Below are 13925 nucleotides of genomic sequence, written 5' to 3'. Positions count from 1 at the left end.
ACATTGTTTTTGATCAATGTGCCGGCGCAATTTTTGCCGGACTATGCTTCCTACCATTCTTCTGCTCTCCGACTTACAGCACCAGCTCAAGGCACCCAATGCAACAGTCACAGCATTATCAGAGCCCGATTTCTCCCGGACTGTCATGGTATGAGGCAAGCATCAGTGAACGGCCGCAATATCCCGAATTTGACGGCTCACGACAGGCCGATGTTGTTATTATCGGCGGCGGTTATACGGGGCTGTCTGCTGCCTATCATCTGGCTGTTCAGGGTGTTGATGTTGTGCTCCTCGATGAAGCACGCTTTGGTGATGGCGCCTCAGGCCGCAATGGCGGACAACTGAATACTGGCCAGAGAACCTGGGCTGAAGACCTTGAAAAACAATATGGTTTTGATCAGGCGAAAACCCTGTTCGATCTGGCCGAAGAGGCCAAGCACCACCTTCTGAGCTTTGCGACAGAGCACAATATCGATATGGAATATGTGCAGGGACAAATCTCCGTCGCCCATAAACAGCGCTATGAAAAGCAATATCAGGCGCATAGTGAACTTATGGCTACACGATTCAACTACCCGCATCTGCGTTATATGGAACGCGATGAGGTTGCTGAAAAGCTCGGCTCACAGCGTTATTTCGGCGGCACTTATGACAGCGGTACAGGTCATATTCATCCTTTGAAACTTCTCATCGGACTGGCAAAAACAGCGGCCCGCGCCGGAGCCAAACTCCATGAGAACAGCAAAGCTACCGGCATTACCTCCTCCAACGGCCGCGTGATTGTTAAAACTGCGCGCGGCATTATCAATGCGGAAAAAGCTTTGATTGCGGTGAATGCGCATGGCGGTAATCTGGAGCCAGTGAGCGCTTGTCATGTCATGCCAATCCGCTCTTTTATCGGTGCAACAGTGCCCCTTGATGCCTCTTACGGCGTGTTACCGGGTGGAGAATCGGTCGATGATTCACGCTTTGTGGTGCGCTACTTCCGACGCTGCAAAGAGGGTCGCCTGCTCTTTGGCGGACGTGAAGCCTATACGGCAGATAATCCGCGTGACATTGCCACGCATATCCGCCGCCAGATCACGGAAATCTATCCGCAACTCAAAGACATCGAGATTACACATGGCTGGGGCGGTTCTGTCGGCATCACTATGCCACGACAGCCTTTTGTGCGGGAAGTTATGCCGAATGTTATCAGCGCAGGCGGCTATTCCGGCCACGGCGTGATGCTCGCCAATTTTATGGGTAAGCTTTACGCTGAAACGGCCACTGGCAATCGTGAACGTCTGCGCAAATTTGAAGCGCTCAAAGTACCCGCTTTTCCGGGCGGGCGCACATTCCGTGCGCCGCTGCTTTTCCTTGCACTGTCTTGGTATGCGATGATGGACCGGATTTAACCGGTCCCCGCTTACAGGCTGTAGCCACCATCCACATCCACGGATGTACCGGTCACAAATGCTGCCTCGTCGCTTGCCAGCCACAGAGCGGCATTGGCAATATCGTCCGGCTTTGAAAAACGGCCAAGCGGGATAGAGGCTTTGAGCGCCTCGCGGGCTTCCGGCGTGTCATCACCCAAAATCAGCTTCAGCGTTTCGGTTTCACTCTCTACCGGACAGATCGCATTGACGCGGATTTTGTCGTCAGCAAGTTCCAGCGCCATAGACTTGGTGGCGCTCATCACCCAGCCCTTAGAGGCATTATACCATGTGAGGCCTTTACGCGGATGCTGTGCACCGATGGAGGCAGTATTGATAATCGTGCCGCCGCCAAGTTTACGCATAACCGGCACAACCGCAAGCGTGGACAGATACAGCGCCTTCATATTAACCGCGGTAATCAGGTCAAAACTGTCTTCCGGAACATCGGTCAGCACCATGTTTTTATAGGCAAAGCCGGCATTATTGACCATGATATCCAACCGGCCGAACTGCTGTAAAGTTACACCGACCAGCCGCTCAACATCATCCTTGCGCGACACATCCACAGCCAGAGGCACTGCATTTTTACCGATGGAGCTGGCAATATCATTGGCACGTTTCGGGTTAATATCGGCAACCGTTACCTTTGCGCCTTCCTGCGCAAAACGGCGTGCGATTGCCTCTCCGAAACCAGAACCGGCGCCGGTAACAATTGCCACCTTATCCTTTAAACGTGCCATAATTTTCTCCAGAAACTTTCATTACGATGCAAATCAGTTAGCTCAATGCATAAAGCATTTCGAAGACTAAGGGAATCTTGCAGGAGAAAGCACCGGTTTTCTGTTTATCCGAACACGAAAGACCGTAAAATAAACGCCATTAAATCGATTTAAAAAACCACTATTGTCAACGCTGCTATTTCGCTAGATTATAGTGCAAATCACTATTGCCATCTTCGGCCAAATCCCAACACTTTCTCTCCATATCCTGAACAGGCGCTTCGGCGTATCAGACAAAAGCGAATAAAGAGACAGGTTCATGACCAGCCAGACAATTCCGGTAGAGCCCTTTGACTGCATCGTTTTCGGCGGCTCGGGCGACCTTGCCGAGCGCAAACTGATCCCTGCCCTTTACCAGCGCCAGCGCGCGGGACAGTTCAGCGAGCCAACACGTATTATCGGTGCCTCACGCAGCGAAATGAGCGATGCGGAATACAAAACCTTTGCCCGCAACGCTATTCATGAGCATGTCAAAAAAGACGAAATTGACGAAGAGCAAATCGAGCAATTTTTGCAGCGCATTTCCTATGTGGCGATTGATGCAAAGTCCGATCAAGGCTGGCCTGCCCTCAAAAAGCTGATTAAAACCAAACCTGCAGATATCCGCGCTTTTTATCTGGCTGTCAGCCCAAACCTGTTTGGCGATATTGCCCAACGCCTGCAAAGCAATGATCTGATCAGTGATCATACGCGGATCGTTGTTGAAAAACCGATCGGCCGCGATCTCGCTTCCGCTCAAATTCTCAATGACACGATCGGCAGCGTCTTCCGCGAAGACCAGATTTTCCGCATCGACCATTATCTTGGCAAGGAAACCGTGCAGAACCTGATGGCGCTGCGCTTTGCAAATGCTCTGTATGAACCGCTGTGGAACTCCGCGCATATTGACCATGTTCAGATTACCGTTGCAGAGGCTGTCGGCCTTGAAGGCCGTGCAGGCTATTACGACACCGCTGGTGCGCTGCGCGATATGGTGCAAAACCACATCCTGCAGTTACTGTGTCTGGTCGCTATGGAGCCACCGGCCTCATTGCAGGCCGATGCTGTGCATGATGAAAAAGTGAAAGTTCTGCGCTCGCTTGTGCCGATTACTGTTGAGAATGCTCAGGAATATACAGTACGCGGCCAGTACCGCGCCGGAGCCTCCGCTGGTGGCCCTGTTAAGTCCTATCTGGATGATCTGGAAAGCAATACCAGCAACACCGAAACTTTTGTGGCGCTGAAAGCTGAAATCGGCAACTGGCGCTGGGCGAATGTACCGTTTTATCTGCGTACCGGTAAAAGACTGGCCGAGCGCGTTTCAGAAATCGTGGTGACATTCAAACCAATCCCGCATTCGATTTTTGAAAGCAGCGCCGGTCAGATTATCGCCAATCAGCTGGTTATTCGCTTGCAACCGGATGAAGGCGTAAAGCAATGGATCATGATCAAAGATCCGGGTCCGGGTGGTATGCGCCTGCGCCACATTCCGCTGGATATGAGCTTTGCGGATTCATTTGATGAGCGCAATCCGGATGCCTATGAGCGCCTGATCATGGATGTGGTGCGCGGCAATCAGACCCTGTTTATGCGTCGTGATGAGGTCGAAGCCGCATGGCGCTGGATAGACCCTATTCTCGAAGGCTGGGATGCCAATGAGCAAAAAGTACAGGGCTATACATCAGGCACATGGGGTCCGTCCGGTTCCATCGCGCTGATCGAGCGTGACGGCCGTACATGGCATGATAGCCTGTAAAGAGACTTTATGCACTTTGTCTCTGGCGAGACAGGAGGCATAACAGCTCTGACATTATAACAGCCCCTCAAAGGCGCAGAATGAATACCCATCTGAGACGGTATTCTGTATACAGATACAAAATGACTGCACTGCGTTGTAATTTAACAAACAACCGGTGCAGGAACACTGATGGAGAATGACATAACCACTCTTGAAAGGCATGATTTTGCAGAGCCGTCCGCTCTGGCACTGCAATTAGCCGGAACAATCGCGGATCAACTGAATAAAGCCGTTGCGGCCAAAGGACAGGCTGTGCTCGCCGTATCCGGCGGCACAACGCCGGTAAAATTGTTCGAAGCGCTTTCCATGCAGGACGTGTCATGGAAGCAGGTAACGATTACCCTTGTTGACGAGCGTTTTGTGGCGCCTGACAACGAGCGCTCCAACGAAAAGCTGGTACGCGAAAATTTATTGCAAAACAAAGCGGCAGCCGCCACCTTTGTGAGCCTTTACGGCCCTGCGCAAACAGCCAGCGTTGCCGCGGTCACCGCTGCAAACCGTATTGATGCTTTGCCAAAACCTTTCGACGTGGTTGTGCTCGGTATGGGCAATGACGGCCATACGGCTTCCTTTTTTCGCGGCGGCAGCCGGCTGGATCAGGCAATTGATCCGAAAACACAGGCTGTTGTTCTGCCCATGCAGGCTGAGGGTGCAGGCGAACCGCGGCTGACCCTGACCTTGCCGCTTATTGCCAAGGCCGATCTCTTGATCCTGCATATTGAAGGACAAAAGAAACTGGCCGTTCTCGAAGAAGCATTGGCCAGCGACTTCAGCGAGAAAGATATTAATCTGATGCCTGTGCGTGCGGTTTTTGCCCATGCAAAACAGCCGGTGCAACTCTACTGGGCACCATAAACGCACGTTATTGAAGCTCTGCCCTGATCTTTTTTATGAAGTGAAATCACGGCAGAGCGGCGTTTTTATCCCTCGCTATTTTTTGTGCGCTTTATAGACGCATCCGGCTTTTCTCTCTCTTTCGCTATACTTATATTCCGTGTATTAAATCGGTTTAAATAACCATGCAGTGTGCCGGTTCCGAGCCGGTACGGGAGAGACTAACATGACCGTGAACCATACCCTTCAGGCCATAACCAACCGGATTATCGAGCGCTCACGCCCGACCCGTGAGGCCTATCTGGGGCGGATCGGTGAAGCCGCAACGCGCAAGCCGGTGCGCACTGCGCTTGGCTGCGCCAATCTTGCTCACGGTTTTGCGGCCTGCAATTCTTCTGACAAAGCAGCTTTGGCCGGAGACCAGCTCCTCAATGTCGGTATTATCACTGCCTATAATGACATGCTCTCCGCCCATCAGCCTTTTGAAACCTTTCCGAACCTGATCAAACAGGCCGCGCGCGAGGCAGGCGGCGTTGCGCAGGTTGCAGGCGGCGTGCCTGCCATGTGTGACGGCGTAACGCAGGGTTTTGCGGGCATGGAGCTGTCGCTGTTCTCCCGCGATGTTATTGCCATGGCCACTGCCGTCGGCCTGTCCCATGATATGTTTGACGCTGCCGTCTATCTTGGCGTGTGCGATAAGATCGTGCCGGGCCTGGTGATCGGCGCTCTGACCTTCGGCCATCTGCCTGCGATTTTCATTCCGGCGGGACCGATGACCTCCGGCCTGCCAAATGATGAAAAAGCCCGTATCCGTCAGCTCTATGCGGAAGGCAAAGTTGATCGTGCCGAATTGCTACAATCAGAATCCAGCTCCTATCACGGCCCCGGCACGTGCACCTTTTATGGTACGGCCAATTCCAATCAGATGCTGATGGAAATTATGGGGCTGCATATTCCGGGCTCATCCTTTATCAATCCGAACACACCTTTGCGCGATGCCATGACCCGCGAAGCCGCCAAGCGCGCTTTGCAAATCACCGCCTGCGGCAATGATTACACGCCGGTCGGCGCGATGCTGGATGAGCGCTCTTTCGTCAATGGCATTGTCGGCCTTAATGCCACCGGCGGCTCCACCAACCACACCATCCATCTGATCGCTATGGCCGCAGCCGCTGGCATCAAACTGACCTGGCAGGATATCTCTGACATTTCAGCAGCAGTACCGTTACTTGCCCGCGTCTATCCGAACGGGCTTGCCGATGTGAACCATTTCCACGCGGCTGGCGGCATGGGTTATCTGATCCGCGAGTTGCTGGATGCCGGTCTGCTGCATGAAGATGTGCGTACCGTCTGGGGCGACACTTTGCGCGATTACACCATTGAGCCTGCTATGGATAAAGACGGTAATGTCACCCGCAACCCTGCCCCTGAAGTGAGCGCCGATGCAAAAGTGCTGGCCAAGGCTAATGCGCCTTTCCAGCCGGATGGTGGCATTAAAGTACTGAGCGGCAATATCGGCAGCGCGATTATTAAAGTCTCCGCCGTGAAAGCGGATCGCCATGTGATTGAGGCTCCGGCAAAGATTTTTCACGATCAGGCCGAATTGCAGGATGCATTCAAGGCAGGTAAGCTGGAAGGCGATTTTATTGCTGTTGTGCGTTATCAGGGGCCAAAAGCCAACGGCATGCCGGAATTGCACAAGCTGATGACTGTGCTCGGCATTCTTCAGGATCGCGGGCAGAAAGTTGCACTTGTGACTGACGGACGTCTGTCCGGTGCCTCCGGCAAAGTGCCTTCGGCCATTCACGTCACACCGGAAGCACTCGACAACGGTATGATTGCGAAAATTCAGGAAGGCGACATCATCCGTCTTGATGCCCCGCAAGGCACCTTGTCGGTTCTGTTGAGTGATAGCGAATTGCAATCCCGCAACATTGAAACACCTGATCTCACCCGCAATCACTTTGGCATGGGGCGGGAACTGTTCGCCGCATTCCGGCATATTGCAGGTCATGCAGATCAGGGCGCATCGGTATTTTAAAAGACAACAAAAAACGGCGCGATCACAATGACCGCGCCGTTCTTCTTATCTAAGGACTAAAATCAGAACTTTGGTGCTTTCGCACAATATTAGAATTTCGGTGCCTTTACACCGGCAGCACGGCATGCAGCAACCAGTGTATTCGCCATCAGCATGGCAATGGTCATCGGCCCTACACCACCCGGAACCGGCGTAATGGCACCGGCCACCTTTGCAGCCTCCGCATAATCCACATCACCAACGAGGCGGGTTTTACCGATCCCCTTTTCCGGTGCATCAATGCGGTTAATCCCCACATCAATCACTGTGGCACCCGGCTTGATCCAGTCACCCTTCACCATTTGCGGTCGGCCTACAGCTGCCACCAGAATATCAGCGGTACGTGCCAGCGCCGGCAGGTCTTTGGTGCGGCTATGGGCAACGGTCACAGTGGCATTGGCTGCAAGCAACAAACTCGCCATCGGCTTGCCGACAATATTGGAGCGGCCGATCACCACCGCCGTCAGACCCGACAAGTCGCGGCCTAGCTGGCGCTCAATCATGATCATGCTGCCAGCCGGTGTGCATGGCACAAAAGCGCTATCAATAGCGCCGGTGCCGAGCTTGCCGACATTGATATAATGGAAACCGTCCACATCTTTGTCCGGCGCAATGGTCTGAATGACGCGGCCTTCATCAATATGTTTTGGCAGCGGTAACTGCACCAGAATACCGTGAATAGCCGGATCATTGTTGAGACTGTCAATCACATCCAGCAAATCTGCCTCGGATGTATCTTCGGTCAATGTATGCTGTACGGAATGGAAACCGCATTCACGCGCTTTACGGCCTTTGGAGGCGACATAAACCTGACTTGCCGGATCTTCCCCGACGATAACCACGGCAATCCCGGGCTTCACACCGGTTGCTGTCAGCAGATCTGTAGTTGCGCTTTTAACTGCTGCCACTACATCTTCCGCCAGTAATTTACCGTCGATTACTTTTGCGCCATTCGCCTCAGTCGTCATCTCACAACTCCGTCAGACCAAAAAATAATGCAAGAGCCGAAATTTGCGGGAGTACAAAGCCGCGCTTACATCCTGCCTTCGCATAATCTGCCTGCGTGATGATGACAATCAAAAAACAGTCCCGCTATCTGAATAACGGCATCAGCGTGTAGAATTTTCATTCTGTCGGGCATTGGCCAGTTTTTCATGCTCACGCAGAGCCTGCCGGATTTCAGCCAAAGCATGAGCGAGATCCGGCGCCTGCGGTATGGACTGATCTTCTGCTACAGCGGCGGCTGCATTTTTGCGCATCGCTGCATAGGTTTTTGAAACAGGCTGGCGACTGTCTTCAACAGCATTTTCTTCTGCTGCCGGCTTCGGCAGTGCTTCATCCAGCGTTGCCTGCAAAGGGCGCTCTGTCACGAACTGCTCCTCATGCGCCTTGCGGTTCAAAACGCGGGCAACATTACGCTCGACATCTGCAGCAACCGAACGCGGCGCTTTTTCAGAAGCAACAGGCAAATGTAAAGAGGTTTCAGCTGCCACATCCGCATTTCGTCTCGCCTTTAAAATGCCGGTGAGACGCAGCCATATTTTTTTAAACAGAGAGGATGTTTGCTCCGGCTCGAGCGCAACAATCTGCGTCTTTTCAAGCATAGACGGAGCCTGCGCATGACTGCGCAGCGGCTGGACACCGGTGCGCCCCATTGCAGCGCGTGCACGATAAGCGCGGGAACGCTGGGCATTCAGGCCAAAGTCCTGAGGTGCATAGGCTAAAAGCGGTAATGTGCCGGAAAATTTATGATCACGTTCCATAACGCCGCCCCGTTGTTTAAAATTAATACACACAGCAATTCATAATATATCCGAAAACACAGAGGTTTCCGGCAGTATCTCACATCCAAAAAGCCCCGTTCATCTCCGTATTGCGGGACTCATCAGGATTTGATCAACCGGAATAAATCCGAAGCTGACCATTCAAACTCTTCAAAACTGTTCGCAGATAAGCAACACGCCAGAAGCAACGCATTTCACTATGTAAATCACGTTTACCCGTTACGCTTTTGCAGCGCGGCGAAGCCGGTGCAAATCACTCTCCCTTATGGTTAACAAAACCTTAATCACTCTGGCAACCTTTCTGAGAAATAAATTTCATATTTCTGCGATGATAGTGGCAAAGTCCGGCAGCAAGACCTGAAAATTCCGTTACGCATTACGCGCTTTGCCATAATCACCACCAAATATTTCCATCTCCGTCCGAATGTTCTATGCATGAGACAAATCACTGCAAAAGATCACCGAGAGGCAATTTATGACGAAAAATAGCGTTATTCTGGTTGGTTGCGGCAATATGGGCTTTGCCATGCTGCAAGGCTGGCTCTCGTCCGGAAAATTGCAGGCATCTGATGTCACCGTTGTCGAACCGGCAGATGGTTTGCGCGAGCGTGCCGCAGAACTCGGCGTTAAAGCACTGGCAGACAGCACAGGTATTACCGGCTCGCCGCGCCTGATTATCATTGCCGTCAAACCACAGGTCATTCAGGATATTCTGCCTGCCTATCAATCTTATGCACCCGCAGCCACTTTTGTGAGCGTTGCCGCCGGAACACCGGTTTCGCTGTTTGAGACAATCTTAGGCGAACAGACCGCCATCATCCGCTGCATGCCCAACACACCGGCAGCGATTGGCAAAGGCATGATGGTAACTTTCGCCAACAGCAATGTCGCGCCGGACGACAAGCGCTTTACCGAAGAACTGCTGGAGACCAGCGGTAAAGTTGCGCATATCGACGATGAAAAGCTGATGGATGCTGTAACCGCCGTATCCGGCTCCGGCCCGGCCTATATTTTCCACTTCATTGAATGCCTCACACAGGCAGGCGTAATGGCTGGCCTGCCGCAGGATATTGCAGCAATGCTTGCCATGCAGACAGTTTACGGCGCTGGCGCGCTTGCCAAGACAAGCACGGACACCCCTTCGCAATTGCGCATTAATGTAACGAGCCCTAACGGCACTACGGCAGCAGCTCTGGAGGTTCTGATGGGAAATAACCGGTTGCAAAATCTGATGACTGAGGCCGTTGAAGCCGCCCGCTCCCGCTCTGAGGAACTGGGAAAAGCCTGAAACATATTACCGCAACAGGAACAATGGAGAGGATGCGCAGTCCTCTCCATTTCTATATTTTAAAAGATTTTTCTATTTTACAGTACTATCCGAAAGTACAACAATATCGGGATTTACCCGCGCTGATTTTTCGTTACTCTGCTGTCAGCGATCCTTTTCAATGATCGTATCAACGCACAAAAGTTCCGGCGAAAATCGCCGGACATTATAGAGCTGTCACATAATCAGGCGATAATATTTTCAGACCATCAGGCCTGTGCCGCCCATACAGGGATGAAAACAGGCAGTATTTTTTAAAATTACTGCGATGCCACGCAAGGACAAGCAAGCAGTAAGCAGCCCGACAGAGGAGACAGAAATGTCAAGTTTACTGCCGCCGCTACACAACGGACATGCATCAATCTATTTACTGAACGGCTTTCATGAAGCCCTCCACGCCTATGAAGACTGGAATATGAGAAGTGAGGAACCGCAGGTTGCGGTTTTCGGAAAATCAGTGCGTATCAGCGTTATTTTTCGCCGCCTGACACAATGTTCCGACCAGTTGCCGCAGCATGTACTGCAATCCCTTAAAGCCGCTATTCCGCAGCTCATGCAATATCAACCGGCAGACTTTCCGGCCACCTACGCGGATGCAGCAGGACTATTGCGACAAGTCTTAAAGAACCACAGCCGGCAACAGGCAACCAATCCTGCCTATAATTAAACCTGACCACTAAAAGGCAGGTGAAACGGCCTGCCTTTTATATTTTTATTCCGCTTTTACTTTAAGTTGCTGTATAGACTGCCTGTATCCGGCGCTTATCCAGCCACAATGCTGCGATAATCCCGAACCTCCGACGGCTCTGGTAAAGGCGCACCCATGCAACAACAGCACATTAAAGCATTCATCATCCATCTTGAGCGCGCCACAGAGCGCAGAGCGCAGGTGTCCGAGCTTGTGTCGCAACTGCCTGTTCCCGCAGAGATTATAACTGCGATTGATGCAAAACAGCTCCGTGACGCAGATGTTACGCAAGCCTACCAACCACGCCTGCACAAACCTTATTACCCGTTCCGCTTAAGCCGCAATGAAGTGGCCTGTTTCTTGTCTCACCGCAAAACATGGCAGGCAATTGTTGATCAGAATTTAGATGCTGCTCTTGTGCTTGAAGATGATGTTGCGCTGACAGAAGATTTTCCTGCGGCCTTTTCAGCGGCTGTTTCAGTTGCCGCTCAAGGTGGCCTTGTGCGCCTGCCATTCCGCTCCGACCGTGAAACCGGCGCTGTGGTGCTGGAGAGTGGTACGACAAAAGTTATTCGTCCGGTGCCGGTCGGACTGGGCATGGTTGCTCAGCTGATCACACGGAATGCCGCGCAGGCCTTGTTGAAAGCAACAGAACAATTTGACCGACCGGTTGATACTTTTGCCCAGATGAGCTGGGTGACCGAACTCAAACCACTTTCGGTTGTTCCGGGTGGTGTGCAGGAAATATCTGCCAATTTGGGCGGCAGCACCTTGAAACAACCCCGCTCTCTGGCGCATAAACTGCACCGAGAACTGATGCGGCCACTTTACCGGCATAGTGTCAAAATCTATTCCCGTAAATCCGGATAATCCTTATGAAACCTTCTGCCGTTCCGATCCTGCTTTACCATTCCATTGATGTGCCGCCGACGCGTGACAAGCCGTTTCGCAGTCTGCATGTTCATCCGGATCGGTTTCGCTCGCAGATGAAATGGCTGAAGCGGTTGGGCTATCAGGGGCTATCTATGCAGGATGCCCGTCCTTATCTCGAAGGCAGAAAACAGGGTAAGGTCGCCGTCATCACTTTTGATGACGGCTTTCTCAATGTCTATCAGCATGCCATGCCGGTACTGAATGAACTGGGCTTTACCGCGACCAATTACTTTGTCGCCAACCAAATCGGCGGACGCAATGAATGGGACATGCCTAAAGGCGCGGTCGAAATTCCTTGCATGACAACAGAACAGTTGCGGGACTGGGCAGCACATGGCCATGAAGTCGGCGCGCACACACTGGATCACATCTATTTGCCGGGCGCAGAAATGAAGGAAGCGGAACGCCAGATTGCCGGTTCCAAAAAAGCGCTTGAAGAGATACTCGGCGCTGAGGTCACGAATTTTTGCTATCCCTATGGCGGTTAAAATCAGGCCATGAGAGATATTGCCAGACAAGCCGGTTACATCCATGCAACCACAACAAAACGCGGCCACGCCAGAGCAACGGATGATCCGTTCGGGTTGCCGCGACGCTATATCCGTCGCACCGATGGCGGATTGCTCTTCCTGAAAAAACTGTTTGGCCTCTGATTATCTGATCAGAGTGCCTCACTTCGAAACTGTTTCAGAGAAAATTACTTTATCACAGAATTGGCAAAGGCGGATTCCGTTACTATAAAACGAAATCAAGCTGTAACAATTTTCCGGTTAGAGCATCTCTTCTGAAACGGGGTACAGTTTTGCCTGCATTACCTTCTGCCAGCACGAACGCCATGCGAGATAACAGCCAGCCGAAAAAATCTGTTACCATCATCGGAGGTGGTTTTTCAGGTGCATCTCTCGCCTATCACCTCGCAGCGATTACCATCCCCGCAGAACTCAGCATCACCGTTATAGAACCCCGCCCCTCGCTTGGGGCAGGTCTTGCCTATTCCACGGATGAAGACGCTTTTCGCCTCAATGTGCTCTCCGACCGGATGAGCCTGTTTTATGAGGACAAGCCGCATTTTGCTCGCTGGCTGGAAGAAAAACACAGCCTGATCCACGATCCGGAAGCTGTGACGCAAAACGGCCAGATCTATGCACGGCGTAGTACATTCGGCTCCTATATGGCGGATCAGATTGCTCCGCTGCTGGCAAGCGGGCAAGTACAGCACTTGCGCGCCAGCGCGACAGGCGCCAGACAAGACACTTCCGGCGGCTATGAAATTACCACCGATACCAATGAGACCATCACTACGGATTTTCTGGTGATCGCCGCTTCTCATCCTTTGCCGGCACTGCCCGCTCCGCTACGCCCTTTAACACAAAACACCACACAAGACATGAGCGGGATGATCGCTAATCCCTATCAGAAAAACGCTATAGAGCAGTTACTTAAGGCAAAAGGTACAGAGTGTTCCGTGCTTATTATCGGCGCGGGTTTAACCTCAGCGGACATGATTGCCGGACTGTCCCAACATGGTCACAGCGGTAAAATCACGGCTTTGTCGCGCCACGGGTTGCGCTCACGCCTCAATCTCCGACTCAAAGCAGGTGAGCCTAGACCTCAGAGGTTTTTCGGTGATTTTCTCAGCCCGCCGGAAAAATCCGCGACACAGCTTTTACACAAAATCCGCAAGACGATCCGTGAAGCGGCGCAGCAATCGGTGCCGTGGCAGTCGGTGATTGATACCCTGCGCGATCAGGGTGACGAAATCTGGCTTGCATTGCCGCTTGCCGAGCGCAAGCGCCTTGTCCGGCATTTGCGCACCTATTGGGATGCACATCGCTTCCGCCTTGCGACCCAGACTGACATGATTCTTGAAGAGTGCAGCCGTGACGGCACACTGACGTTTCTTGCTGCGCATATTACGGATGCAGCTGTTGCAGATGATGGTGACGGCTTCAATATCGGCATTCGTCTGCGCGGGCAGTCAGAGATTATCCGTCACCATTTTGATGCTGTCATCGTTACAACCGGCCCCGCGCACGGCGATATTATCAGCCAGTGTCCGCCGCTTGCCATGCTTCATGAAGCCGGTCTGATCGAAATGGATCCGACAGGGCTTGGTTTACATACATGCAGAGATGAAGACACCAACAAAACCATGCGTGCCATTGATAAAACAGGCCGCATTACGGACGACCTGTTCATTGCCGGACCACTGGCGCGCGGCACCTTTGGTGAGTTAATGGGCGCACCGGAAGTGACACGCTACACGCAAGCCCTTGCTCAGGTCATCAGGCAGGCAATATGAAAT

The 13925-nt window shown here is 52.4% G+C and carries 11 protein-coding genes and 1 pseudogene; 9 read left to right on the top strand and 3 right to left on the bottom strand.

What is annotated here, in order from left to right:
- The first annotated feature begins 98 nt into the window (after nucleotides 1-98).
- Nucleotides 99-1397, top strand: a complete 1299-nt coding sequence (locus P8H26_RS14115; RefSeq protein ID WP_289633770.1) for an FAD-binding oxidoreductase — start codon at nucleotides 99-101, stop codon at nucleotides 1395-1397.
- An 11-nt stretch (nucleotides 1398-1408) separates the two neighbouring features.
- Here P8H26_RS14115 and P8H26_RS14110 read toward each other — a convergent pair whose 3' ends face one another.
- Complete coding sequence (locus P8H26_RS14110) at nucleotides 1409-2158, bottom strand: glucose 1-dehydrogenase (RefSeq protein WP_289633769.1); 750 nt, start codon at nucleotides 2156-2158, stop codon at nucleotides 1409-1411.
- Between the two features lie 298 nt (nucleotides 2159-2456).
- Between P8H26_RS14110 and zwf the strand changes: the two genes are divergently transcribed.
- The 3 genes from zwf to edd all read left to right on the top strand — a co-directional run bounded on the left by zwf (nucleotide 2457) and on the right by edd (nucleotide 6849).
- Entirely contained in the window at nucleotides 2457-3932 is a 1476-nt protein-coding gene (gene zwf, locus P8H26_RS14105; RefSeq protein WP_289633768.1) for a glucose-6-phosphate dehydrogenase, read from the top strand.
- A gap of 171 nt (nucleotides 3933-4103) precedes the next feature.
- The gene (gene pgl / locus P8H26_RS14100) at nucleotides 4104-4829 is read left to right on the top strand and encodes a 6-phosphogluconolactonase (protein ID WP_289633767.1); all 726 of its coding nucleotides are present in this window, start codon (nucleotides 4104-4106) and stop codon (nucleotides 4827-4829) included.
- Nucleotides 4830-5034: 205 nt separating this feature from the next.
- Complete coding sequence (gene edd / locus P8H26_RS14095) at nucleotides 5035-6849, top strand: phosphogluconate dehydratase (RefSeq protein WP_289633766.1); 1815 nt, start codon at nucleotides 5035-5037, stop codon at nucleotides 6847-6849.
- A gap of 89 nt (nucleotides 6850-6938) precedes the next feature.
- Here edd and folD read toward each other — a convergent pair whose 3' ends face one another.
- The gene (gene folD, locus P8H26_RS14090; protein WP_289633765.1) at nucleotides 6939-7856 is read right to left on the bottom strand and encodes a bifunctional methylenetetrahydrofolate dehydrogenase/methenyltetrahydrofolate cyclohydrolase FolD; all 918 of its coding nucleotides are present in this window, start codon (nucleotides 7854-7856) and stop codon (nucleotides 6939-6941) included.
- 141 nt (nucleotides 7857-7997) lie between these two features.
- Entirely contained in the window at nucleotides 7998-8651 is a 654-nt protein-coding gene (locus tag P8H26_RS14085) for a hypothetical protein (RefSeq protein ID WP_289633764.1), read from the bottom strand.
- 496 nt (nucleotides 8652-9147) lie between these two features.
- On the opposite strand from P8H26_RS14085, the gene proC reads away from it, so the two are divergent.
- The 5 genes and pseudogenes from proC (at nucleotide 9148) to P8H26_RS14060 (ending at nucleotide 13922) form a co-directional block, all read left to right on the top strand.
- On the top strand, nucleotides 9148-9960 hold the full coding sequence (gene proC, locus P8H26_RS14080) for a pyrroline-5-carboxylate reductase (RefSeq protein ID WP_289633763.1): 813 nt from the start codon (nucleotides 9148-9150) through the stop codon (nucleotides 9958-9960).
- A 358-nt stretch (nucleotides 9961-10318) separates the two neighbouring features.
- Nucleotides 10319-10666, top strand: coding sequence for a hypothetical protein (locus tag P8H26_RS14075; RefSeq protein WP_289633762.1), 348 nt, complete (start codon nucleotides 10319-10321; stop codon nucleotides 10664-10666).
- Between the two features lie 156 nt (nucleotides 10667-10822).
- Nucleotides 10823-11557 (top strand): glycosyltransferase family 25 protein, encoded by a 735-nt coding sequence (locus P8H26_RS14070; RefSeq protein ID WP_289633761.1) that lies wholly within the window; start codon nucleotides 10823-10825, stop codon nucleotides 11555-11557.
- A gap of 5 nt (nucleotides 11558-11562) precedes the next feature.
- A pseudogene (locus P8H26_RS14065) lies at nucleotides 11563-12273 on the top strand (polysaccharide deacetylase family protein).
- A gap of 182 nt (nucleotides 12274-12455) precedes the next feature.
- Complete coding sequence (locus P8H26_RS14060) at nucleotides 12456-13922, top strand: FAD/NAD(P)-binding protein (RefSeq protein WP_289633760.1); 1467 nt, start codon at nucleotides 12456-12458, stop codon at nucleotides 13920-13922.
- Nucleotides 13923-13925 lie beyond the last annotated feature (3 nt).

Origin of the sequence: Pseudochrobactrum sp. sp1633, from assembly GCF_030376605.1 — a bacterium.
Classification (GTDB): Bacteria; Pseudomonadota; Alphaproteobacteria; order Rhizobiales; family Rhizobiaceae; genus Pseudochrobactrum.
This window is presented reverse-complemented; position numbering and strand designations above follow the sequence as displayed.